This is a genomic window from Nostoc sp. CALU 546 (assembly GCF_048836525.1).
Genome location: NZ_JAWJTF010000008.1, coordinates 1 through 24,998 on the forward strand (window position 1 = coordinate 1; position 24,998 = coordinate 24,998).

The 24,998-nt window shown below is 40.1% G+C and carries 16 protein-coding genes; 6 read left to right on the forward strand and 10 right to left on the reverse strand.

The features are described 5' to 3' along the window. The first annotated feature begins 695 nt into the window (after positions 1-695). Positions 696-6,374 carry a trifunctional serine/threonine-protein kinase/ATP-binding protein/sensor histidine kinase gene (locus tag RRG12_RS05950; RefSeq protein ID WP_420758674.1) on the forward strand — a complete coding sequence of 1,893 codons (5,679 nt, stop codon included), beginning with the start codon at positions 696-698 and terminating at the stop codon, positions 6,372-6,374. Positions 6,375-6,730: 356 nt separating this feature from the next. On the opposite strand, the gene RRG12_RS05955 is transcribed toward RRG12_RS05950, so the two are convergent. Both RRG12_RS05955 and RRG12_RS05960 read right to left on the reverse strand, forming a co-directional pair. Continuing rightward, complete coding sequence (locus tag RRG12_RS05955) at positions 6,731-8,116, reverse strand: cytochrome P450 (RefSeq protein WP_420758675.1); 1,386 nt, start codon at positions 8,114-8,116, stop codon at positions 6,731-6,733. 148 nt (positions 8,117-8,264) lie between these two features. Continuing rightward, a complete protein-coding gene (locus tag RRG12_RS05960) occupies positions 8,265-9,230 on the reverse strand; it encodes a terpene synthase family protein (RefSeq protein WP_420758676.1) in 966 nt (321 codons plus the stop codon). A gap of 650 nt (positions 9,231-9,880) precedes the next feature. Between RRG12_RS05960 and RRG12_RS05965 the strand changes: the two genes are divergently transcribed. The 3 genes from RRG12_RS05965 to RRG12_RS05975 all read left to right on the forward strand — a co-directional run bounded on the left by RRG12_RS05965 (position 9,881) and on the right by RRG12_RS05975 (position 13,413). After that, on the forward strand, positions 9,881-11,203 hold the full coding sequence (locus RRG12_RS05965; RefSeq protein ID WP_420758677.1) for a response regulator: 1,323 nt from the start codon (positions 9,881-9,883) through the stop codon (positions 11,201-11,203). 193 nt (positions 11,204-11,396) lie between these two features. Next, positions 11,397-11,939, forward strand: a complete 543-nt coding sequence (locus tag RRG12_RS05970) for a methanogen output domain 1-containing protein (protein ID WP_069070074.1) — start codon at positions 11,397-11,399, stop codon at positions 11,937-11,939. Between the two features lie 82 nt (positions 11,940-12,021). Further along, positions 12,022-13,413, forward strand: coding sequence for an ATP-binding protein (locus RRG12_RS05975; protein WP_069070075.1), 1,392 nt, complete (start codon positions 12,022-12,024; stop codon positions 13,411-13,413). Positions 13,414-13,708: 295 nt separating this feature from the next. On the opposite strand, the gene RRG12_RS05980 is transcribed toward RRG12_RS05975, so the two are convergent. Beyond that, positions 13,709-15,313 carry an NAD(P)H-quinone oxidoreductase subunit N gene (locus tag RRG12_RS05980; RefSeq protein WP_069070076.1) on the reverse strand — a complete coding sequence of 535 codons (1,605 nt, stop codon included), beginning with the start codon at positions 15,311-15,313 and terminating at the stop codon, positions 13,709-13,711. 3 nt (positions 15,314-15,316) lie between these two features. Between RRG12_RS05980 and RRG12_RS05985 the strand changes: the two genes are divergently transcribed. Next, a complete protein-coding gene (locus RRG12_RS05985; RefSeq protein WP_420758678.1) occupies positions 15,317-15,541 on the forward strand; it encodes a hypothetical protein in 225 nt (74 codons plus the stop codon). 101 nt (positions 15,542-15,642) lie between these two features. Here RRG12_RS05985 and RRG12_RS05990 read toward each other — a convergent pair whose 3' ends face one another. The 3 genes from RRG12_RS05990 to RRG12_RS06000 all read right to left on the reverse strand — a co-directional run bounded on the left by RRG12_RS05990 (position 15,643) and on the right by RRG12_RS06000 (position 18,109). Further along, positions 15,643-15,915 carry a hypothetical protein gene (locus RRG12_RS05990; RefSeq protein WP_069070077.1) on the reverse strand — a complete coding sequence of 91 codons (273 nt, stop codon included), beginning with the start codon at positions 15,913-15,915 and terminating at the stop codon, positions 15,643-15,645. Positions 15,916-15,975: 60 nt separating this feature from the next. Continuing rightward, positions 15,976-17,037, reverse strand: coding sequence for a WD40 repeat domain-containing protein (locus RRG12_RS05995; RefSeq protein WP_069070078.1), 1,062 nt, complete (start codon positions 17,035-17,037; stop codon positions 15,976-15,978). A gap of 100 nt (positions 17,038-17,137) precedes the next feature. Further along, positions 17,138-18,109: a CobW family GTP-binding protein gene (locus tag RRG12_RS06000; RefSeq protein WP_289795361.1), complete on the reverse strand. Its 972-nt coding sequence runs from the start codon at positions 18,107-18,109 to the stop codon at positions 17,138-17,140. Positions 18,110-18,627: 518 nt separating this feature from the next. On the opposite strand from RRG12_RS06000, the gene RRG12_RS06005 reads away from it, so the two are divergent. Next, a complete protein-coding gene (locus tag RRG12_RS06005) occupies positions 18,628-19,572 on the forward strand; it encodes an all3515 family Zur-repressed PEP-CTERM protein (protein ID WP_420758679.1) in 945 nt (314 codons plus the stop codon). Between the two features lie 52 nt (positions 19,573-19,624). Here the strand turns inward: RRG12_RS06005 and RRG12_RS06010 are convergent, their stop codons facing one another. From RRG12_RS06010 to RRG12_RS06025, 4 genes are all read right to left on the reverse strand, one after another. Further along, positions 19,625-20,539, reverse strand: a complete 915-nt coding sequence (locus RRG12_RS06010) for an alpha/beta fold hydrolase (RefSeq protein ID WP_420758748.1) — start codon at positions 20,537-20,539, stop codon at positions 19,625-19,627. Positions 20,540-20,633: 94 nt separating this feature from the next. Then, complete coding sequence (locus tag RRG12_RS06015) at positions 20,634-21,074, reverse strand: SufE family protein (protein ID WP_420758680.1); 441 nt, start codon at positions 21,072-21,074, stop codon at positions 20,634-20,636. Between the two features lie 469 nt (positions 21,075-21,543). Then, positions 21,544-22,059: an RNA recognition motif domain-containing protein gene (locus RRG12_RS06020; RefSeq protein WP_420758681.1), complete on the reverse strand. Its 516-nt coding sequence runs from the start codon at positions 22,057-22,059 to the stop codon at positions 21,544-21,546. A gap of 633 nt (positions 22,060-22,692) precedes the next feature. Further along, entirely contained in the window at positions 22,693-24,963 is a 2,271-nt protein-coding gene (locus RRG12_RS06025; RefSeq protein WP_420758682.1) for a M48 family metalloprotease, read from the reverse strand. Between the last annotated feature and the right edge of the window lie 35 nt (positions 24,964-24,998).

Here is a 24,998-nt window from a genome sequence, read left to right on the forward strand (position 1 = left end):
CTTTAACCCGTAAGACTTCATGCAAAAAATGTCTCACATGTTTATGTACTAAACTGCCTAAAACAGGCAGTTTAAGTCAAACAAAAAATAACACCAATAATCCGACTCGGAATGCATTCATTGAGTCTCTGACTCAATATCTGACTAAAGGCAGAGCCTCTAATCAGGCATTCCTATGCAGAGCAGAGGAACGAGATAAAACGAGATAACAATGAGAAATTGATCTTCTTTTGACTTGTGTGTACACCGTAGTTAATAAGGGGGGAACTGGAAAAACATCTATCAAAGTCCCCCAATTTATCGGGGGATTTAGGGGGATCAAGATATATGCAAATTCACATTAAATTGGTATAAGAGCAAATATTTATCAGACATAGGACTCATATTTGATTTTTGAACAAAACTCAGTACACCTTTATTCCTTCTTCCTAGTCCCCAGTCCCCAGTCCCTTACCTCTACGAGTGATTCAGAAATCAAATCGGATTGTTATACATTTGCTAGCAATATTCTTATAAGCTTTATAGCTTTTAGCATTTCCATAATACATAGTTCGAGATTCAGATATTCGTGAAAATTATATTATAAATTATGTTTTTTAAGACAAATTAAACAAAAAAAGCCTATTTAATGATACGGACAGTCTTAGCACGGGAATAATAAGCCATAGAAACAAGAATTATGAGCATAGTTTGCAATGTTAGTAGTATTAGATACTTTATATGCATTTCCTGGTTATCGCATTACCGAGGATATCTACTCAGGTAGCAAAACCCTGGTTTATCGGGCTATTAGAGAAAAAGACAAAAAACCAGTCGTTCTCAAATTGATGCGGAACGAATATCCGACGTTCGCGGAAATCGCCCAGTTCCGAAATCAATATATCATCACCAAAAACCTTGAGCTTCCTGGCATAGTCAAAACTTATAGCTTAGAAAGCTACCGTAACAGCTACGTCTTAGTAATGGAAGATTTTGGCGGCATTTCCCTCCAAGACTGGCGACTGGAGGACAAGGGGAAGAAGGAAAACTGGCTTTCCCTCAATGAGTTTTTCCATATTGCTATTAAAATTGCTTCTACCCTTGAAGGATTGCATCGCGATCGCATCATTCACAAAGACATCAAGCCTGCCAATATTCTAATAAACCCTACCACAGATGAAATAAAAATCATCGACTTTAGTATCGCCACCCTCCTACCAAGAGAAATTCAATTTCTCACCAATCCCAACATCTTAGAAGGCACTTTGGCTTACATTTCTCCAGAACAAACCGGAAGGATGAACCGAGGTATCGATTACCGCACTGATTTTTATTCCCTCGGTGTCACCTTCTTTCAACTCCTCACCGGACAGTTACCCTTCACCGCTAAAGATCCGATGGAGTTAGTTTACTCTCACATTGCCAAACAACCGCTAAAAGCAAGTCGAATTAACTCTGATATTCCGCTAATTTTGTCTGACATTATCAGCAAGCTGATGGCAAAAAATGCCGAAGACCGTTATCAGAGTTCTTTGGGATTAAAGCATGACTTGGAGATATGTCAAAGTCAGTGGCAAGAAACAGGAAATATTGCCCTCTTTGAACTAGGTGTGAGGGACATCTCAGACCGTTTCGTAATCCCCGAAAAACTCTATGGTCGTCAGAGTGAAGTTGAAACCCTACTCGCCGCTTTTGGGCGCGTGGCAGACGGGGCAACAGAAATGATATTAGTCGCAGGTTTCTCTGGCATTGGCAAAACTGCTGTGGTTAATGAAGTCCACAAACCCATTGTACGGAAGCGTAGCTACTTCATCAAAGGAAAATTTGACCAGTTTCAACGCGACACCCCCTTATCAGGATTGGTGCAAGCTTTTCGAGACTTAATCGGGCAACTCCTCTCGGAAACTGATGCCCAAATTCAACAATGGAAAGTCAAAATACTGCGAGAGTTAGGTACTCAAACTCAGGTAATTATTGATGTCATTCCTGAACTCGAACAGATTATTGGCAAGCAACCTCCGGTTACAGAGATATCTGGTAGTGCTGCCCAAAATCGGTTCAATTTATTGTTTCAAAAATTCATCCAAATCTTTACTACAAAAGAACATCCCCTGGTCATATTTATCGATGACTTGCAATGGGCAGATACGGCTTCTTTGAAATTAATTCAGCTATTAATGTGTGAGAGTAAATTCTCTTCACTTTCAGAAGAGACAGAACAAATACATGAAATTCAGGGTGGTTTATTGTTAATTGGTTCCTATCGAGATAATGAAGTTTCAAAGGTGCATCCGCTTTATTTAACACTACAGGAGATTGAACAAGCAGAAGCAACTATTAATACAATCGTCCTAGCACCGTTAAATCAGGGTGATTTAAATCATCTCATTACAGATACTCTTCATTGCTCTGAAGCAGTTGGTGTTCCTCTCACTCAGATGGTATTTGCCAAAACTAAAGGCAACCCCTTCTTTTCCGTTCAATTTCTCAAATCTTTACACGATGATGGGCTAATTATATTAAATTTTGATACTGGTCATTGGCAGTATGATATTTCAAAAATTAAAGAATTAGCTCTCACAGATGATGTCGTAGAATTTATCGGACTGCAAATAGAAAAATTGCCAATATATACCCAAAAAGTTCTCAAACTGGCTGCCTGTATTGGAAATCAATTTGACCTAAAAACTCTAGCGATCGTCAATGAAAAATCTGTAGTAGATACAGCATCAGACTTGTGGCAAGCATTACTTGATGGGCTAGTCCTACCACAGACTGAAAACTATAACATCTTTTCAAAAGAGAATAATAATCAAGAATCTATTGTTCACGGAATAGAATCTACACAATTTTCAAATTCTAATTCACAGCTACCTAAATATAAATTCGTCCATGACCGAGTACAGCAAGCTGCTTATTCTTTGATTCCCGAAGAACAAAAAAAGCCAATTCACTTAAAAATTGGACTACTGTTATTGAACAATATTCCAGTTGCAGAACAGGAAGAAAGGGTTTTTGAACTTGTCAATCAGTTTAATATCGCAGTGGAATTAATCTCTCCTCAAGCTAAACGAGATGAACTAGCCCAGATGAATCTAATTGCTGGACGTAAAGCTTTAGCATCAACAGCTTATCCCACTGCTGTGAAGTATTTAACTACCGGCATCCAACTACTGTCAGATGATAGTTGGGAAACTCAATATAAGCTAATCCTAGCTTTGTATGAGACAGCAGCAGAGGCAGCATATTTAGCTGGCGACTTTAGGCAAACCGAGCAATTAGCAGAGATAGTATTGGTACAAGGGAAAACTCTTATAGATAAAGTTAAAGCTTACGAGGTAAAAATTAAAGCATCTGGGGCACAGAACCAAGCACTTAAAGGAATTAATACTGCACTAGCCTTTTTGAAGCTTTTAGGAGTAGAGTTTCCTGAACATCCAAGCCAATCTGATGTTCAGCTAGTAATGGGAGAAATAGCCTCAAATTTGGCTGGTAGGGATATTGAAGATTTAATTAACCTACCAAAAATGACAGAAGCTAAAACGCTAGCAGTAATGAGTATTTTATCGAATATTCATGCTTTAACTTATCAAGCTATTCCTGAATTATTCGCACTGATTATTGTTAAACAAATCAACTTATCTCTACAATATGGCAATGCACCATTATCTGCCTTTGCCTATGTTAATTATGGACTAATACTGTCTGCGCTAGTGGGAGATGTTGAGTCGGGCTATCAATTTGGTAAACTAGCTGTAAATCTTTTATCGAGGTTAGAAATTAAAGAAATTAGCGCGAAAATTCTTGGCTCTTTTCTTTCACTTCTTAGACCTTGTAAGGAGCACGCCAAGGAAATATTAAAACCTTTGTTGCAAGCTTATTCTATTGGTATTGAAACAGGAGATTTAGAGTATGCAGCTTATTCTCTACACATTTATTCTTACTGCTCATATTTTATCGGTAGAGAAGTTTCAGAGCTAGAACAAGAAATGGCAAATTATAATAATGCCATCAGACAACTCAAGCAAAAAACAGTATTCCAATGGAGTAATATTTATCGGCAGAGCGTATTGAATCTACTAGGGTGTGCAGAAAATTCCTGTTCTTTAATTGGTGAGGTTTATAACGAAGATAAAATGCTGCCGATCCATTTGGAAACTAAAGATGGACTTGGACTTCTATATCTCTATGTCAGCAAACTTCATCTCTGCTATCTATTTCAAGAATTTCATCAGGCAGTTGAAAATGCCACACTAGCGAAAAATTATTTAGATACTGCAATAGGACATCTCGTTGTTCCAGTTTTCCATTTTTATGATTCTTTGGCAGGTCTAGCTGTATATTTTGAGGTATCTGAATCTGAGCAAAAATGTATTCTCGATCGGGTTCAAGCCAATCAAGAAAAAATGGAGCATTGGGCAAATCATGCCCCAATGAATTATCTGCACAAATATTATCTTGTAGAGGCTGAACGCTATCGGATTGGAAGTCAATATCTCGAAGCAATGGAATTTTACGATCGCGCTATCTTCCTTGCCAAAAAACATGAGTATATCAATGAAGAAGCCGTTGCTCAAGAACTTACTGCCAAATTCTATTTAGAATGGGGTAAACATAAGATTGCCCAAACCTACCTAACAGATGCTTACTATAGCTATGTTCGCTGGGGAGCGTTAGCCAAAGTTGACGATTTGACAAAACGCTATCTCCAATTACTGGCTCCTATATTTCAGCAAGAAAAACTGAGTATCCATTCCAGCGAAGAAAGCACTTCTTTAGATAAGACATCTATATCATCTTTATCTACCCTGAGTAATCAACAAACTGTTATTGGCTCGAAGACAAGTATTTCTGATTCTCTGGATTTAGCCGCATTCATTAAAGCATCTCAAGCACTCTCTGGCGAAATCGAGCTTGAGCGACTACTTTCTACTTTGATGAAAGTTGTGATGGAGAATGCAGGAGCTTCTAAATGTGCTTTAATTTTGAGCGAAGGTGATAACTTAGCATTAACTGTTACAGCAGTTTGTTCAAGTTCAAATTTTGAGCATACCCACACGGAGTTTCCATCCACTTCTTTGGAGTCAAGTTACGATGTTCCCATTACTTTGATTAACTACGTTAAGCGCTCCAGAGAAATTTTGGTTATTGATGATGCAATAACTGTTTCCTTTTTAGCAGGTGATAGCTACATTCTGAGTGAAGAACCTAAGAGTTTGTTATCTATACCTCTTCTAAATCAAGGTAAATTGATTGGAATTATTTACCTAGAAAATCATTTGACGACAGGAGCATTTACACGCGATCGCGTAGAAGTCCTCAAACTACTCACTACTCAAGCAGCAATATCCCTAGAGAATGCTATCCTCTACAAAAATTTGGCACAAGCTAAAGAAACCTTGGAAGAATACAACCATACCCTAGAGGAAAAAGTCCAAGAAAGAACGCAGGAACTCAACGACAAAAATCACTGTTTACAACAAACTCTACAAGAATTGCAACGTACCCAAATCCAATTGATTCAAAGTGAAAAAATGTCTTCTTTAGGACAAATGGTGGCAGGAATTGCCCATGAAATAAATAACCCTATTAACTTTATTAATGGCAATATTACTCATGCTAGTGAGTATGTCCAAGACTTGCTGGATTTGGTAGTTGTTTATCAGCAGGAATATCCCCGTCCTTCGCCTTTAATTGAGAGAAAATCTGAGGAGATTGACATAGATTTTCTATCAGAAGACTTGCCAAAGATTCTAGATTCCATGAAAGTGGGGAGTTTACGTATCCGGAATATTGTTTTAGGCTTACGCAACTTTTCTCGCCTAGATGAATCTGAGATGAAGCCTGTGGATGTTCATGAGGGAATAGACAACAGCTTAATGATTTTGCAACACCGATTTAAAGAAAAGAACAATTTTGCTGAAATTGAAGTCATCAAAGAATACGGAAAATTACCCGAAGTTATTTGTTATCCTGGTCAACTCAATCAGGTGTTTATGAATATCTTGAGTAATGCGATCGATGCTTTACAAGAGGCATTTTTTATTGATCATCCATCATTGGTAAATGACAAAGAACAAATAACAAAAGATATAAATGCGTCAGCGGCTTCTCATAGAGTAGGACAAATTCACATATTTACTGAAATAACAGATTATAATACGGCGATAATTAAAATTGCCGATAACGGTTCTGGTATGACAAAAGCAGTACAGCAGAAAATCTTTGACCCATTTTTTACCACCAAGTCGGTAGGAAGTGGCACGGGGTTGGGGTTGTCGATTAGCTATCAGATTATTGTGGACAAACACAAGGGTAGCTTAACCTGTGATTCCACATTAGGAAAGGGGACTGAATTCGTGATTGAGATCCCGATGCAACAGTCAGATATCTAGACTATGGCAATCTTATTTGATTTGCTCTCCAGTGAGAGGCTCAGATCCCCGACTTCTTGAAGAATTCGGGGATCTTTTTGTTCTGTGGGCTGGGCATCTTGCCATTGGTGTCAAGTTAAGCTCAAACTTACTATGTCAATAAGCATTTAGGCTTAAAAATTCGGTTTTCAAGGGACAAAAAACGAACTTTTTTAGGGACTATTAATGCTTTGTTTATTAGCATCACTCCCAGCTTGTGTATATAAGTCCGAAAAAGTTCACCTTTATACTTCGTTCCTAACAAAACCTATCGTTGACAAATGGGTTTTAACCTTAAGTTGACACTAATGGCATCTTGCCCGCCTTAATTATGTAACTTAAATGCCGATGAGTTTATTCACTAAAGACTCTTGAGCCTCACGTCGTCCTGTAATTACCATCTTGACTCCACTGGCTGACGCAAGGGTAAAACCTCGACGCTGAGGTCGCTCAGGTTGCTGATTAACTAGCGCTAACTGATAGCGTGATAGGATGGTTGCCAATACTAATTTCATTTGAAACAAACCTAAAGCCTCACCAATACAACGACGGACACCACCACCAAAAGGCAGAAATTCATAAGGAGAAAATTGGCGTTCTAGAAAACGTTCTGGTCGAAACTGCTTAGGTTGGGGATATAAATCTTCACGTTGATGAGTAAGATAAATACTAGGAAGCAATACTGTTCCAGGCTCTAAAGAATGTCCCAAGAGTTTAACCGGTTCTTGTACTACCCTTGGGAAACAGAACGGTAAAACAGGGCTAACTCGCAAGATTTCATTACAGACAGCCGTAAGATATGGCAGTCGATAAATGCTCATAGGTTCTGGGGAATCACCAAGAGTGTCCACTTCTTGGAGCAGTTTTTCACGGACTAGAGGCTTTTGGTGAATCCAATACAATCCCGAAGCTATTACAGATGCCGTAGTTTCATAAGCGCCAATTATTAGGGTCATTAACTGATCGCGCAATTCATGATCTGTCATAAATTGACCAGTTTCATCTTGAGCTAAGATCAGCAAGGAAAGTATATCGACACATTCTGAATTAGGTTGTTGCCGACGTTCAGCAATTTCGGCGTAGAACAATTGATCGGTTGTCTCCCGATCGCGCAGAAATTTTCCCCAAGGACTCCAAGCCCCTAAATCCTGTTGCAAGAATGGGAGCAAGAAAAAACTAGAAGTGATAGGTGAATGAGAGAGATTTAACAGCAATGGCAGTGAATGCTTAAGTTTTTGAAATCTTTCTCCCCCATACAACCCTAATACAACCTGTAACATAACTTGTAGAGATATTTCTTGTGTTATGTTACGAGCCAAAAAGGGCTGATTTAGTAGTAACTGACTAAAGGCATTTTCGGTAATATTACAGATTTGTTGGCCATAGCTTTGCATTCGCTCTCCATGAAAAGAAGGCATTATCAATTGTCGTTGTTGTTTATGACGACTTCCATCAAGTATGAGAACTGAATTTTTTCCTAGCCAGGGTTCAGTAATTTGATTGAGTTCACCGGCAGCGACAAATTTCTTTCTATCATTCGTTAAAATTTCTTGGATTGCCTGAGGATGATTCACAAATACTACAGTATCGCCAAAGGCAATTATCCTACCAGTAAAAATGTCGGGATATTGTTGAGCTGCGTTTTCCATGTAGCCCACAGGATCAGTAATCCACTGAAGCTTTTGTAGCAAAGAAGGGGTTTTGAGAGGATTAGGTAGCTGCATATGAATTTTAAGTCCAAACCAAAATCGAAAAATTGTATTAGCGAGGACAAACCCTTAACAAAATAATATGGGTTCATCTATGATGAGCTTTCAGCAAAATAGGATACCTGTTAGGTATCCTATTTTCTTATAAAGATAGAGTGAGAATTTATTGATTTAACTCCAAGCTGTCTATATTTTGATAGCGACCAGAGTGAGAATACCAAATCAGATTGGCAGATATCCAGCTATGTAGTCCTGATATATATTTGGCAAGTTCTGCATCTAATTCTTCTCCAAAAGATGGAAGAGATGATTCAAACTCTTTCAAGCGATGTACTTCTCGATCATGCATTTTGCTAACTGTGAGAATTGCTTCTTCTAAAGAAACGTTTTGTTGATAATAAATTAACAATGCTAAATTATGAACATCGCCACTTGACATTTCTCTATGTACGGAGAAAATATCATTACACCAAGCAAGAATGTTAATTGTCATCGCTTTTAATTCTTTCATCACCTCATGATTTCGGAGAGAATCAGGAATTATTAAATAATTGCAAAATTCCATCAATGCAAGGAAAACATATCCGCCTAAAGTTAACCTACGTATAAGCATATAACTGTCAACATCGGGTGTAATTTCCTGTGCGCGGTTAACTGCTTCTTGAACACAGCCATCAAAATAGCCTTCATAGCGATCAACAAAGTAATGAAACCATTCTTGACTGCCTCTTTGAAGTATCCGTTGTCGTAAATCACTTAAGGCATAAGCAAGTGGTATATCCTTACTCGTGAGTTCTGCACCATTCAATATTTCCAAAAATCTTTTATGAAAATCTTTGAGAACATCAGGTTGTCTTCCTAAATTCGATAAATCACACTGGTCATCCCAAATAAACGCCCAGCTCAACCAATCATTTGCAATTTTCAATTCTTCAAGCTGGCAATTGGGATAAGCACTTGCCGCTAGGAAGAAAAATTTTGATTTGCAAAAACGCTGATAAGATGATTCATTGGCCAGGAGATTGAAGCGAAGTACCCATTCAAGAGCGTGCCTTTCTAGAACATCAATATGTTTATTAATGTGGGATGGAAATGGGCAGTATAAATTAGGGTAAGCTAATTGATTCATAAAAATGAATTAGTTTAAAGTAACAAAAAAATCCATCACAATAGAACAAAGACAATACTGTTAAGAGTCTTTGAAAAAAAACTTCTGCAAAAATTCACAGTGATTCCATATTTTCTCAAGTGCCTAAATATGATTTAGTCCACTATCAGTACTATGTAAATCTATATGATTTTTTTAAAGTTATCTCAATATTGTTCAATGTTTTTTATTAAAAAATAACCGTAATTATCTGTAATTATATTTCTTTAATAAAAATAGCTATCTCTGTGTATATTCGTTCATGAGAAATGCTGTTGACTAACTAAAAAAGTTAACTTATGACATCAAAAATATTGTTTTAGTTAGCGCTCCTTTTATAAAAAGACAAGGGTAATAATGACTAATTTCAGAGCGTTCGCCTTCAAGAAAGAGGATCTTCAACTCCGGCAAAAGTAAAGATTGGTGCTGAATGTCCATGCTGTAGCGATCGCCTTCGTAGTTGTATAAGGCAATTTGGTGTAAGAATGTTGCTGTTATCAGACTTTTTGGGAACTATAGGATTGTCAGACGAGAAAATTGTCTGTCAGTCTGTGAAAAAAAATGGAGGTGAATTAGCTGCGATCGCAGGGCAATAGGGAATAACTAACAATGAATAAAATTAATTTAAATATATGAATGAACAACCAGACGTAAAAATGCTTTATACTCCAGAAGATAGTTTAATCTTAGTAGTAGATGATACTACTACTAATTTAGAAATTGTCTTTGATATCTTAACTAATGTTGGCTTTAAAGTTATAACGGAAAATGATGGACAAAGAGCAATTAAGCAGGTTGAATTCCAGCTTCCTGACTTAATTCTCTTAGATGTGATGATGCCAGGAATAGATGGGTTTGAAACTTGTAAAAGACTGAAAGAAAATTCAGCTACTTGTGATATACCCGTAATCTTTATGACAGCCAATTCGGATACTCCTAGTAAGGTAAAGGGTCTAAATATAGGAGCAGTTGATTACATCACAAAACCATTTCATGAAGAAGAATTATTAGCTAGAATTAAAACCCATCTTCAATTACGAAATCTCACAAAAACTTTAGAAAAACGAGTTTTAGAAAGGACATCAGCATTATCTAGGGCATTAAAAGACCTACAAGAATCTCAACTTCAGCTTGTACAGACAGAAAAAATGTCTGCCCTTGGTCAATTAGTAGCAGGAGTTGCTCATGAAATTAATAATCCAGTTGGTTTTATTCATGGAAATCTCGGACACGCTTCAGTATATTTTCAAGATATGATTAATATTATTGACCTTTATCAGCAGCATTATCCTAATCCAGTTCCAGAAATTCAAGAGGAAATTGCAGCTATAGATTTGAAGTATATGCTTGCCGATCTACCTAATTTAATTTCCTCAATGAAAGAGGGAGTTCAGCGCATTCGCAATATTAGTACCAGTTTGAGAACCTTTTCTCGAGCAGATAGCGATCGCAAAGTTTATTGTAATATTCATGATGGCATCGACAGTACCATCATGATTCTCAAACATCGCTTAAAAGCATCTGAGGATCGTCCTGATATTCAAGTAATTAAAGATTACGATAATTTGCCAGAATTAGAATGCTTTATCGGACAACTAAATCAGGTATTTATGAACTTGCTAGCTAATGCTATTGATGCTTTAGAGGAGTCTAATGTCGGACGCACCTATATTGAAATTGAAGCAAATCCCAATCAAGTTTTGATTCAGACTACTCTTGCTGAAGATAAAAATCATATCTTGATTCGCATTAAAGATAATGGCATGGGAATGTCAACTGATGTCCAGCAAAAAATCTTTGACTATTTATTCACCACCAAGCCTGTGGGTCAAGGCACAGGATTAGGATTATCAATTGCCCGTCAAATTGTTGTCGAAAAACATGGAGGAACTCTAGAGGTAAATTCAGTACTAGGAGAAGGTTCAGAGTTTATCATTAAGCTTCCCATTCAATAATCATAGTCAGTTACGTTAATAAATATAAACTGTCAGAACCACAAAATTTATAATTTGTGATGAGCATTACATAACTATTGATTAGAAACAAAAGCAAGCATTAAATTCTCCGAGAACAGAGATTAAGGAGTTACTTTCGATATATTTTCGGGAACCCTAGAAGGGTAGTTCCCAGATTGTGTCCTGAAAATTTATGAACAATGCACTTAATCACTCAATAGCTACGCTTAATCTTTCTTTAGAACGCGATATATTTTTACGTACATTAATTAGAGAATTATCTGGCACTTTACAGGATGTAGTTGGCTTAGAAGAAGCTTCTGGATTTATTAGCGTAGTTGGTGAAAGGATGGGAAGGCAGATTAACCAAGATTATAAATCTGCCTTGGAAGTCTCCAACCTTTCTCGGAAACAGGTAGCTGATGTCTTGATTGATTTAAAAAAACGCATCCGGGGCGATTTTTATGTGATTGAGCAGGATGATGAAAAAATTGTCTTTGGCAACCGCGTCTGCCCATTTGGCGACAAAGTTCTTGATCGCCCTGCCATGTGCATGATGACTTCAAACGTTTTTGGAACGATCGCAGCTAATAATCTGGGATATGCGAAAGTAGAATTGCAAGAAACCATAGCACAGGGTGATCCTGGATGTAGAGTTATTGTTTACTTAAAACTTACAGAAGAAGCAGAAGATGCAGAAGGTCGAGAATACTTTAGGGGACTAGAATCTGTGTAAACCCTTCAGCATCAAAATAATTCCGGGACATAAGCTTAGTGCAGATATGTAAAGTGAATCGAACCCTGAGATTGGAAGCACCATGACTCCTGAACAATTTCTTGAATTTGCCAGAGTTTTACCAGAACCTTTACTTCTGGTGAGTGGAGAGGGTCAGTTGTTAGCTACCAATCAACCAGTAGCGGATATGTTGGGGTTACGCCGTCAAGAACTGCAAGGAAGAATGCTTTTTGAAATTGTAATTGAGCCTGCCAACGATATTGTCAGGTATTTACAAGCTTGTTCAAGTAGCAGGGCTATGGTTATTGGCTCCTTGACTTTACGAAAGAATGATGGGCAAACGTTAATATGTCGTAGTCAGGGAGCCGTTATTCAACCTTGGTCTCCTGAATCTTCAGCTTTAATTCTCTTACGCTTGGAAAATAGAACTTTGACCAGCAGTAATTTCGTTCTCCTGAATGAAAAAATTGATGAGTTAGCCAAAGAAATTCAGAGACGAAAACAGGCAGAAGAAGCACTCAAGAAAGCGAATCAAGAGTTAGAAATTCGGGTTGAAGAACGTACCACTGCTTTACAAGAAACATTAAACGAACTACAACTTACTCAAACTCAGCTTATCCAAGCTGAAAAAATGTCTAGTTTAGGTCAGATGGTCGCTGGTATTGCTCATGAAATTAATAACCCAGTGAGCTTTATTTATGGGAACCTTCATCACGCCCATAAATACACTCATGATTTACTAAAATTGGTGCAAATTTATCAACAAATTTGTCCAAATACTCCTCCAGAAATTCAAGAGCAAGTAGAAGAAATAGACTTAGACTTTCTGATTCAAGACATAACTAAACTCTTCCAGTCCATGAAAGTGGGAGCAGAACGCATTCAGGAAATTGTTAAATCACTACGTAACTTTTCTAGACTTGATGAAGCAGAACTTAAGCAAGTCAATATTCATGAAGGAATTGATAGTACTTTAATGATTTTGGAGCATCGCCTGCAAGCTAGGCATGAGTACCCAGAAATTAAAGTAATCAAAAAATATAGTCAACTACCAAATGTAACTTGCTATCCTGGTCAACTTAATCAAGTGTTTATGAATATTATTGCTAATGCAATCGATGCATTGGAGGCGTCGGCTAATAATGGTCAATGGTCAGCAGTAAATCCACAAAGAATTGACAATCAAAAACTGATAAATAATAATCCCAAAATTCAAATTAAAACTGAGATAGTCAATGAAAAATGGATAGTGGTTAGTATTGCTGATAATGGTTTGGGGATAAATGAACAAGTTCGCTCAAAGCTATTTGACCCCTTTTTTACCACTAAATCTGTGGGCAAAGGTACTGGACTAGGACTATATATAAGCTATCAGATTATAGTTGAAAAACATAACGGACAACTTAGCTGTTTTTCTGTTCCAGGGAAAGGTGCAGAATTTGTAATTAAGATACCTATTAACTCAGTATCATAAAATTTAACTTAGAGGATGTTTGAAAAGTCTCCTCGTCGGTATCAAAACGTTTTCGATCCCCCTAAATCCACGCCACTTGCTCATGGGGGAAACCCCCAAGACCGCAGTGGCTCCCCTTAAAAAGGGGGACTTTAAGGATTTTCCCCCCTTTTTAAGGGGGGTTAGGGGGGATAAACCAGTGCTTAAAATCACAGCTAACCACTTTTCAAACATCCTCTTAAAAGATATGACAAAGCCTGTCTGCTAATTAGCAAACAGGCTTTGTATTTGAGGACAAAGTTTGGTTGAAACTCGGTTAAATCTTCGCAGTAGAATCAACTGAGGGTTGAGACTGACTAACCGAATCTAACTTTGGCAAAAGCAGTACATTTTGTGCTTTTACATTACTGTTGATTGTTGCTTGCAAAAATGGGGTATTGGAGATAGAATTGTTAGCCAATGTAAACAGTGGATTTGACAAAATCCCTGCTACTGTAGTGGCAATTAATGTTACTACCAACCCAACTTGCAAAGGTCTTAGCCCAGGCAAATCCCAACGCACTTGGGGATAATTCTTCACTGCGTCGGACATTTCATGGGGTTCTTTGACTACCATCATCTTAACTACGCGAATGTAGTAGTAGATGGAGACGACGCTGGTAACTAAGCCGAGCAAAACTAACCAATAAAGTCCTGCTTGCCAACCAGCCCAGAATAAGTAAATCTTGCCGAAAAACCCAGCCAATGGTGGAATACCACCCAAGGAAAGCAGGGAAATACTCAACGCCAGTGTTAGGAGTGGATCTTTTTGATATAAACCAGAGTATTCGGCAATCTGGTCGGTTCCCGTGCGTAGTGAGAATAAGATGATGCAGGTAAAGCCGCACAGGTTCATGAACAGGTAAACCAGTAGGTAAAATACCATACTCGCATAGCCCGCTTGTGTACCAGCAATCAAGCCAATCATCACAAACCCAGCTTGGGCAATGGATGAATAAGCTAGCATCCGTTTCATGCTGGTTTGAGCTAGGGCGACTACGTTACCCAAAATCATGCTGAGAACGGCTAGAGCTGTGAAGACAAACCTCCACTCGTCAGCAACAAGAGGGAAGGCTGTGAGCAGCAAGCGGATGGCTAGGGCAAACCCAGCCGCTTTGGAACCGACAGATAAAAAGGCGATGACTGGGGTGGGAGCGCCTTCGTAAACGTCTGGTGTCCACTGGTGGAAGGGTGCGGCGGAGATTTTGAAGCCAATACCTGCGATCGCAAATACCAGGGCAATCACTAAACCCAAAGATTGGCCGACTTTAGCTGTGGCAATGCCATTAGCGATCGCACTAAGTTCAGTTTGTCCTCCAGATAGTCCATACAGCAGTGATACACCGTACAAAAATATTGCCGTGCTGGAAGCTCCAATTAACAAGTATTTCAGCGCCGCTTCATTAGAGCGGGGGTCACGCTTGGTATAACCTGTCAACAGGTAAGAGGAGATACTCAGGGTTTCTAGGGAGATGAAAATCATCACCAACTCACTAGCCCCGGATAAAAACATCCCTCCCAGAGTAGCACTCAGCAAAATAGCAATGAATTCGGCTAAAGCAGTGCCACTCTGCTCAACGTAGCGAATTGACATCAGTATAGTGGCGATCGCAGATAAGGCAATAATGCCGCGAAAGACGATACTCAGGTCATCACTGTTAAAGCTACCGGTAAAACCGATGGGATTAGGAGAGTCCCATTGAAAATAGAGGGCGACAATCGAAGCAAATAAACCTGCGATCGCTAGATATCCAATCCAGCGTGCGGATGTACGCCCCAAAATCAAATCAACAATCAAAACCCCCAAGAGGGTGAGAATAACAATCCCCTCTGGTAAAATCGTTCCAGCGTTTAGCTGGGATGCAATATTAGCAAAATCCATGAGATGTATAGGTTTTGGCGATTAGACATTAAGGCTAACTCTGTTCACTCTAGCAAGTTTTCTAATCCCCGGACTAGCTCTTTTAACAAGAGCTTAACAGCTTGGATGCAGATGGCGATCGCACCAACCTTACTACTTTACCAGCAGCTTTCTCAGTATCCAGGGATTCACTTAACAACTTGCCTACTTCGTTTTTCAGGCGTGACTTTTAGCGAATATCATCAATAATTATGCTGCAACCAGTGCGATAGTTACGTGCAAAAAGCTAATAAAATTAATAAGGGCACAGCATTGCTGTGCCCCTACAATATCCATAACTTCTAACTTTATTAAAAATCGACAGATGGCAGTTTGCCTTGTAAAGACTGAAATTTAGACTGAACACAGTTTGCACAATTGCAACCAAGTTGATCAATAATCGGATTAGATGTTTGAGTCAACATTGGTGTTACCAGATCAGGAATTTGTTGTGTAGAGACTACCGTAAAAATTTGTGTAGGGTATAGAGATTTCAGGCTGGATGCATGTGCTGGATTGACTACCAGCAGCATGGATACCAGAAGTGCGGGACAGGCGAGTAAAATCAGTTTGACTATGTTCATTATTTACATAAAGATACCTTTGTTGATACAGCATAGCTAATAAATTGACCACCTTCAACTTTAACTACGCCCAAATCCTTGACCGCGTAAAACCTTTGACCAAATAACCAATTCGCCTTGCTCACCGCCTGCGGCCAGTAACTTGCCTTGGGGATGCCAAGCTAAGGCCGAAAAACCTCCTGAGACACCTGTGATAATTTGGGATACTTCCTTGGCTTTGTTCCACAAACATAACCAGCCATCAGCAGCAGCAGAAGCGAGAAGGAAGCTTTTAGGTGCAAAGGCGATCGCATTAATCACACCTACATGATTTGTTAAAACTCGCGCTTCCCAACCTAAAGTGTCATCCTCTAGCTTTTCCCACACCACAATACCTTCAACGCTAGAAGATGCCAGTATTGGCGCACCGACTTTGGTCATAGCTTCTGACCATGCCAATTGGCGAATTTTACCAGGGAAGCCACGCATCACCCAAGGGTCGGGGTTGTTCCATTCCAAAACGGTGACACTACGATCCATGTTGCCAGAAGCCAGGTATTTACCATCAGGCGACCAAGCCATAGCCACACTGACAGTAGTCATATCTAGGTTGTATGGTTCTTCATCCCAGTTTTGACTATGCCAAATTTTCACTCCCTTGTAACCACTAATGGCTAAGTATTGTCCGTCAATGCGCCAATCTATACCCAATACTGAAGAGTTGTCGAAATTCAGCGTCACGACAATTTCACGAGTATCAGCATCCCAGACTTGGACATAACGCCCCAAACTAAAAGCCAGTTGGTTACTGGTGTAATTCCAAGCTAGCTTGTCAACCCATGCGGGGGCATTTTCCAAAGTGGCGATTAATTCAGTGTCGCGCCAAATTTTCACCTGTCCATCTTGTCCACCAACGGCTAAAAATTTTCCATCTGGCGAAAAAGCTAGACAGTCTACAGATTTACCGTTACCAGTTTGTAAGCTTGTGAGTTCGCCATTATTCCACAGAACAACTTCCCCGGCGGCGGAAGTTGCTGCTAAAGTTTTACCTTGTGGCGACCAAGCGATCGCAGTTACATAATCTGAAAGTGTCCCCGAATAGTGTTGTTCAAATTCCTTAGATTTGCTGGTTGTGGTGTTCATATTTGTAAAGGAGAGTGGGGAATGGGGAATGGGGAATGGGGAATGGGGAATGGAGAATGGTAAATTCCCTACTCCCTACTCCCTACTCCCCACTCCCTATTTAAGCTAGACAAGCAAGAAAATCTTGCTTGAGTTGGGCTGCATCAAGGTTACGACCGATGAAGACTAGTTCGTTTTTGGGGGTTTCACTTGGTTTCCAGGGGCGATCGGGTTTGCCATCGAATATCATGTGTACTCCCTGGAATACAAATCGATTATCTTCTCCAGCAATATTTAAAATACCTTTCATCCGAAAAATATCTGGCCCTTGGGTACGCAGTAATTCAGAAAGCCAAGCGTTTAATTTTTCTCCATCAACTGCACCAGCTTCTACTAAAGCCACAGAAAATACAGTTTCATCGTGTACGTGGGCATCTTCTCCCAAGAAATCTGGATCAATTTCTAATGCACGATCTAAGTCAAAAGCTTTTACACCTAATAAAGCATCCATTCCTAGTTCAGAATTTTGGGTGCGGTAAATTTTTGCGATCGCATTCATCGCCCGAATCCGTTTCTCCAATTCATTCAACTCTTCTGGCGCTACCAAATCTGTTTTATTAAGTAAAATTACATCGGCAAAGGCAATCTGTTCTTGTGCTTCGTCTGCATCCCAGTGCTGCCAAATATGCTTGGCATCTACGACTGTTACCACCGCATCTAAAGATAGTTGGCTTTGTAAATCTTCATCAACAAAAAATGTCTGAATCACTGGTGCAGGATCGGCTAATCCAGTTGTTTCAATTACTAAATGGTCAAATTTATCGCGCCGCTTCATCAAATTGCCAATGATGCGAATTAAATCGCCGCGCACTGTACAACAGATACAGCCATTGTTCATTTCAAATATTTCTTCATCGGCATCGATAATCAATTGATTATCAATACCCACTTCCCCAAATTCATTAACAATCACAGCAACTTTTTTGCCGTGTTCGTAGGTGAGGATGTGATTAAGTAGAGTCGTTTTACCTGCTCCCAAATATCCTGTAAGAACAGTAACGGGAACTGAATTGTTGATTACGTCAGCCACCATACTCTAAATTCCTCTTGTCTCACCTTATGGATAATCATTATCGCCCATGATAAATCTTTTTATATTTTTGTGCGAACTTGCTATTGTTTTGGCTTTCAGCACAATAATCACATAATTTAATCAAGAAACATTTTATTTTTATGCATCTGTAATAAGTATTGAAGGAGGCAGGAGGCAGGAGGCAGAAGGTTTTTTTCACTTATAGGATTCAAACCCCTCCTGAAAAAGAGCCACAAAACTAGAATTTTTGGAGTTCTTGTCTTAAACCCAAGACCCTATGGTTGCGGGCTGTTACAGATAGCGCAGCGGTAGCTCAGGAGAGGAGCGTTGGGCAGTTATCCTCCTGCCTCCTGCCCTCTGCCTCCTGCCTCCCTCGATAAATATTCACAAGTTGGCGTAGCTGATAAGAATATTCCAACTCACCCTGCGGGAAGTCGCAGGTTAATACCTTGACAATGCCACAACGAGCATGATAATCATTATCACATAGAAAAATTATAGATTGATGGAGAAGCGTGGTGGTTTCAAGAAACACTACCTGCTCGAAAAAGCAAGTAACTCAAACAGGGCAAGCATCTGCGTCTATTGCAATCAGCTTTTTAGTCGTTGCGCCACTGGTTTTATCTACCGCTTTAGCGCCAGCACAAGCAGATGATACTCATAATCATTCAGATGAAACGGGCTTTTACATTGGATTAGATAGTTTGGAGGCTCTCTCTACAGGGACATACGCAGGTTTAGAGAACCCCAACTATAATCGTTTAACCCTTCTCTTTGCACACAGGAATGAAGACACGCCGGAATCAAGCCATTTCCACGGCATTGGTACTTATAGCTACTCTGGTTCTTTAGATAACCCAACCATTAACCCAACCAATACAAATAACCGAATTCCTGAGTCTTACTCAGAACAACCGCCGCTAACATTATTACCTGGTACAGGGTTTTATACTGGTCGCTTGATTAGTACTGCAACAGATAAGGAATATAGTAATCTGACAATAGAACCTATCGCGTCGCTAAAAACTTCCAAAGAATTAGACAACCAATATTTATTCAATAGCTCCAATGGTCGTTGGCAGTCGTCCCTTGAAGGTGCAAATATTGGTTTACAATTAGCGTCAATTAGCAGCGGATTGAATATTGGCGATTCAGCAGGCGTTGATATTGTCAAGTCAGTCGGTGATATCTACACAATCGGCAGTGGTGATGATTTTTCGTTCATCCCTACCTTTTGGACTGATGCTGCTGCACCACTGGGAACTTACTCTGCATCATTCAAACTCGTAGATTTAGGCAATGGCAATAACCCCATTCCCTTTAAGGAGTCTGGCACTTTCAATTTTGATTTTGAAGTCAAGACCGTGCCTGAGTCGTCAACTGTCCTTGGTCTTGGTATAGTCGGTCTACTAGCGCTTTCTCTTTCTCGCTTGCAAAAACTTAATCGCAGTAGTTTGAACTAATTTTAATCTCGCACCAAGGCACAAAATGATTTTTGCGTCTTGGTGCGAGGATTTAATTTTCTGAAGATAACAAAAAATCTTGAACTGCTTCTAAAACAACTGCTGGGTATTCTTCATGCAATCCCAGAGAACCAGGGATAACAACACTTCTCACCCCTGGTAAGGCTACCAAAGCGTTCATTTCTTCTCGTGATTTGGGAGGGCTAGATTCCCCAATTACAACCATGAGGGGTACGGTTAGAGACTTTACAAGTTCTAAAAAATCAGATTGTGCGTGTACAGCATCAAGATTACCAGTGACAAAGGCAGCAGATGCAAATCGCGCTCCTGGTTGTTGAGTTGTGTGCCACTTCTTCTCAATGAAACTCGGTGTAATTTTAGCCGCGTCAGTAAAGACATGACGGCGATACATAAAACTTAATAAAGATGGGGCAGTATTGAGTTTGTAGAGAGCTTGACCAAGTATAGGCGATCGCACCAATCCTCTCACAATGCCAGCTATCTGTTGACTTGCCCCCATTGTTGGCAAAGGCCCACGCCAAGTAGGAGCCAACAATACAATTTTTGAGAAAGCACCTTGTTGTTTGACAGCTAATTGTAAAACGTAACTAGCAGCATGACCAGCCGCCACTACAGTAATGGGAGTATTAAAAACAGCCTTGACAAAATCTTCCAGAAATTGCTGATATATTTCTGGTCGATAATTCAAACTAGGGCGAGAAGATTCACCAAATCCAGGCCAGTCTACGGCTACAACTTGAAAATTGGGAGCGAGTAACTTGGCAAGTTCGCCGACTTCCAAACGCGTCGAAACACTGCTGAAAGCTGGTAGTAGCAATAGCGGTGAACCTTTACCAAGGGTTTCATAAACAACGCGCAATTGCTGATTTTCAAAATTCCAGAGATATTCTTGAACTACTCCACCAAAGCCAATACCAGCAGGAGTAGATAATAGATTGCTTGACATAAGACTAAATTTTGGTAGTTGTACGCTATTAGTCATTTGTCAGTTGTCCTTTGTCCTTTGCAAATGACTAATGACTAATGACCAATAACCAAGTTTAGCTAGGTAAATCTAACTTACATTCCAACGCTTTTTTTTGCATGGTTCTAAAAATATTGTAAAATCCATTAGCGCGGGAAGCTGTCAGACTAACGTTTAAGCCTGTTTCTTGAATAAAATCTGGAGTCACTTGTAATATTTCTGTGGGAGTTAGCCCATTTAATCCTTCAATTAAAAGACCAACCATCCCTTTGCTTATGAGGGCATCTGAGTCAGCACGGAATACGACCTTATCATCATTGAGTGAAGCAGTGATGTAAACTTGAGAAACGCAACCAGGAACTTTATTTTCCGGTACTTTGTCAGCATCTGGAAAATCCTTCAGCTTCTTACCGTAGCCAATTAGCTGTTCAGTACGTCTTCTTTGGTCAGTTGACCGTTGAAAGCGCTGGACGATTTTAGCGAGCGCAGGTGGCAAAGAATCTAGAGTTGAGGACATAACAGAAGCTGAAAATGATCGGTATCACTTTGAGTGTAGATTATCTTTAGAGCGATCGCGCCTCTTGTTCACTTGGCATTATGAAGCTTGCCATTACTGAATATAATTTATCAAATCCAGCTAATTACTGCGTAGGCGCAGCCCGCCGCAGGCATCGCATCCCTATCATCCAGGTTTATTTAATGCGTCTGATCACAAAAACTTAATTTTATTCTAAGTAAAAATTTTCTTACTTTGTAGCATATTTTCTGCATGCCTCTGCGCTTACCTTTGCGTTCCTCTGCGTTTAAATTTCAACCCTCAATTCTCCACGATTCGACAATTCGATGCCTACGCCTGGCTGCACCTACGTACTTACAAAATTAGCTGCAAGTTCATTAAACTAAGCAGCTAGATAATTATCAACAATTAAAAATTAAAAATCAAAAAAAATTCTGATTTTTAATTTTTAACTTCTCTCCCTTAAGGATTAATTCGTAGTTTGTGCAGCTAGCATCTGCTTCAGCTTTTCTAATTCTGAAGCCCAACGAGGATCTGGACGAATAGTGTCTGAATCTGTGGTTGTGGTGCTGGTTTCACGAGAACCACCGCCGCCACTGCCGCCACGACGAGGCTTCTTAGAGCTTTTCTCACGACGGCTACCTTCTCTGTTGGGGCTAGGAGTCGGGGTACTATTACTAGTACTAGCAAGAGTAACTGGTTTAGGAGCTTGCTCGTCGCCCTCTTCACCCTTTGTCCGAGGTAATGCCTTCTCTAGCTTAATGGGAGTGTCTTTGAACATCTGCCCATTATACTTTTCAATGATTTCGTCAGCTTGCTCGTCATTGTTGACGGTAAGAAAACCGAAACCACGGCATTTGCCAGTTTTGCGGTCTTTAATTAATTTAGTTGTTACAGCATCACCTTCGGCTGCAAAAACTGCTTGCAGATCTTGACGATCTATTTCATCTTTAGGCAAATTACCTATATATAGGCGAACGGACATGAACTATACCTCCAGAGTTGAATGAACATGGCAAGGCGAGAAAACAATCGCTTGGCTTTGGCTTTTAATAAATAGATGCTATTAACCAAGGCTGCCATTAACCAATTTTTTTGCTCGAAACTGTCAACTTATACAACAATACAGTTTTTCGTCGGGATCAAGCTTGTTTAATCCAAAGGCCCACACTATGGTGAGCTAATAACACCTTAATTCTAAGAATTGTAAATTTAATAGCCTATTGCCTGCAAAAGTACACGCTTTCTTCCATGCTCTTTTTCGCAGAATCAAATACCATTCCTTACATTACCACGGTATTTTCTACGTAGCTAGTTTAGCGCATACATTTCCGACGTTAGTATTACTGCATCGTAACATAAAACACATTTTTTATTCAAGGGAGCATATTTTGAAACAAAAACCAGCCGGTGGCTGGTTGATTTCCTGCTGTGTTGGGAGGATAAAAAGGTATGGAGTGGGGGAAAAGCATCCGAATTCATCACTAAGCTGTAGTGCTGAGTTATGTTGGCTGCTAATGTTTGTGTAAATAAATGTAACACTTGTAAAGAAAACCTGCAACTTTTGTTTACATTCCAATTTGTCCTTTGTCCTTTGCTAATGACGAATGACCAATGACTAACCAGTAAGAAAAACGTATGCGCCCCAAGCCTGTGCTGCAACTGCTAAAAAAGTAGACCAAATGGGATGAGGGCTATGAATGGTTTTGCCACTTTGAGTTTCCAGGGTTTGGATATCAATCCAAGGTGTTGCTCCTCGGCGGAACCAACCTGTGACGATAATTTGCCTACCAATTAGATCCTGATGATTAACTGACTGTCCTAGCCAAGAAATGTGGTGTAATTTCACTAAACCTGCGCTGGATTGGAGGATTAAATCTTGCGCTAGAGAGTTGCTAGTGCCTTGACGACCTAATAATTTGCCCACAAGACGCACGCTGACGCTATCAATTGGTAAGGCAGAAGGGTCAGATAACAGATTGGGTAAGTAGTCGTCAGTTTGCACAGTTTCAGGTTTGATATCGGGGAAGAAAGAATTAATCCGCATCACTGTACCGATGCTAAAGCCAATCAGAAGACAGCCTGTAATGAAAGACCAATCTTCGTATATCCACTTTAGATTTAAAAACTTTAGTGTGAATGCTAGTTGCCAGGTTAGCCAGACTAAAGCTGCAAACAAAACCCCTAGAGGAATTCCCAACCAGGGAGCGATTTGTAATAAGAAAGACTGACGCTTCACCTTTGATGGTTCGCTAGCAAAATGTAGCTCGGTGTCTAGATGCCAGTGACGGGCTATTTGGCAGAGCCGTTCGATGCGATCGCCCATCAAAGGATGACTACTATTAATCGTAAACCATCCACGATAGGGATTGGCAGTATCCCACTTCAAAAAGGCTTCAAAAGATAGATTGCTGGCAATAGTGCCCAAAGCGAGGCTCTGTTGGTAGCTGACTGGTGTCAAAAGATTTAAGCTTTCTAATTGCCAACTGGTCTGTTCTTGTTTTTGGATATCAGCTGCAATGCCAATAGCAATTTTAAGTAAAGCGCGAATCAGGGCATTGGGATTACCAGTAATTTCAGATGCGACGCGATCGCTATAATAAAGCCGCAACCGCGATAACCACAATCCAGTCCCAGTCAGCAAAGACCAAACTCCATAAATTAGACTAGCCACAATTGTCACCGGCCAGCGCCAAATTTTCGCTGATATTTTGTCTCCCCACTGCGACACTTGCTGATATAGCTGATGAATTGGTAGTGTCACCAGCAGCAACAAAGACATCACAGCAAAATCCCAGTGAGCAATATGCCCTAATTGCGTGGCGTAAATAGTGGCGATTTCATCATCTGCTAATTGTTCTAATAGCCCTTGACTCACAACAATCCTGGCATTACGTGGTAAACTACCATAGGTCAGGATAATTGGTGCAGCCATTGGTAAAATCCGCAGTTTGGGTATGGGCCAGTGTCGCTGTTGGCAACAACGTTGTAGCACCCGAACGGCTTCCCGGCTATGGGTATTTAATACATCTTTAGGAAATTCTCGCTGACCATACAATTTCGCCAGTAGTAGATCCAGCAACCAAGGTGATACTCCGATTAAAATCACCAATACTATTAGCAACAATCTAGTAGGATCGCGGTATAAAAGTTGCAGCGGCTCCAGATAAGGTAGTTTGACTAAAGTCTGGTTGATGAATCCCAATGCTAACTTGAGGATTTCTCGCATAACCCAAAACAGGGCGATGAATGTCCCTGCTGACAGTAGCCGCAAAGGAATTAATTTCGGTTTGCGTAGTGGTTGCCATGCTCTAGCGCGTTGTGCTTGCCGCCAATAAATAACACCAAATAATTTAGCTTGGGTGCGAGTCACAGAACCCATGAAGCCATTTAGGGGTGCAGTTGTTGGTGGTGGTAATGGTGACGCTACTGTAGCTTTGAGTCTAGCTAGTGGCACCATCGACGGGGTGTCGTCGCTTGTGGTTTCTGTGACTTGATCTTTTGGTTTTTCCTCTAATGTAGGAGTTTCCGGGGGGGGAACTGGGGCAGAATCTGGAGTTGAATTATCAAAGGCAACAAATCCAGTTTCGACATTTTTTGATTCTTGATCGCGTTTTTTACGTTTTGTCAGGTGTTCGAGAGCGCGTGTTGCCCACTCTTGAACTTGCGGATTGTTACTCTCAATGAGATTCTGGGATATAGCGATCGCTTTGGACACTTCGCCAGTGCGAGCATAAGCCATCACTAAACCAACTTGGGCTTGTAAGCTAGCAGTACCATTGCTTTGGCTGCTAGCAATAGGTTCTAAGTGAGCGATCGCTGTTTGGTAATTTCCCTGCTTGAGGGCAACTAAACCAGCCTCCAAAGACGATTTGGCATGTGAAGGCATACAAATTCTGGCACTCCAATCTCTTCTAGGTGATC

Bases quoted from the DNA above. Each gene is read 5' to 3' on its own strand.
- RRG12_RS05950 (WP_420758674.1), top strand. From the start codon at position 696: ATGTTAGTAGTATTAGATACTTTATATGCATTTCCTGGTTATCGCATT.
- RRG12_RS05955 (WP_420758675.1), bottom strand. From the start codon at position 8,116: ATGCAGCTACCTAATCCTCTCAAAACCCCTTCTTTGCTACAAAAGCTT.
- RRG12_RS05960 (WP_420758676.1), bottom strand. From the start codon at position 9,230: ATGAATCAATTAGCTTACCCTAATTTATACTGCCCATTTCCATCCCAC.
- RRG12_RS05965 (WP_420758677.1), top strand. From the start codon at position 9,881: ATGAATGAACAACCAGACGTAAAAATGCTTTATACTCCAGAAGATAGT.
- RRG12_RS05970 (WP_069070074.1), top strand. From the start codon at position 11,397: ATGAACAATGCACTTAATCACTCAATAGCTACGCTTAATCTTTCTTTA.
- RRG12_RS05975 (WP_069070075.1), top strand. From the start codon at position 12,022: ATGACTCCTGAACAATTTCTTGAATTTGCCAGAGTTTTACCAGAACCT.
- RRG12_RS05980 (WP_069070076.1), bottom strand. From the start codon at position 15,313: ATGGATTTTGCTAATATTGCATCCCAGCTAAACGCTGGAACGATTTTA.
- RRG12_RS05985 (WP_420758678.1), top strand. From the start codon at position 15,317: ATGTATAGGTTTTGGCGATTAGACATTAAGGCTAACTCTGTTCACTCT.
- RRG12_RS05990 (WP_069070077.1), bottom strand. From the start codon at position 15,915: ATGAACATAGTCAAACTGATTTTACTCGCCTGTCCCGCACTTCTGGTA.
- RRG12_RS05995 (WP_069070078.1), bottom strand. From the start codon at position 17,037: ATGAACACCACAACCAGCAAATCTAAGGAATTTGAACAACACTATTCG.
- RRG12_RS06000 (WP_289795361.1), bottom strand. From the start codon at position 18,109: ATGGTGGCTGACGTAATCAACAATTCAGTTCCCGTTACTGTTCTTACA.
- RRG12_RS06010 (WP_420758748.1), bottom strand. From the start codon at position 20,539: ATGTCAAGCAATCTATTATCTACTCCTGCTGGTATTGGCTTTGGTGGA.
- RRG12_RS06015 (WP_420758680.1), bottom strand. From the start codon at position 21,074: ATGTCCTCAACTCTAGATTCTTTGCCACCTGCGCTCGCTAAAATCGTC.
- RRG12_RS06020 (WP_420758681.1), bottom strand. From the start codon at position 22,059: ATGTCCGTTCGCCTATATATAGGTAATTTGCCTAAAGATGAAATAGAT.
- RRG12_RS06025 (WP_420758682.1), bottom strand. From the start codon at position 24,963: ATGCCTTCACATGCCAAATCGTCTTTGGAGGCTGGTTTAGTTGCCCTC.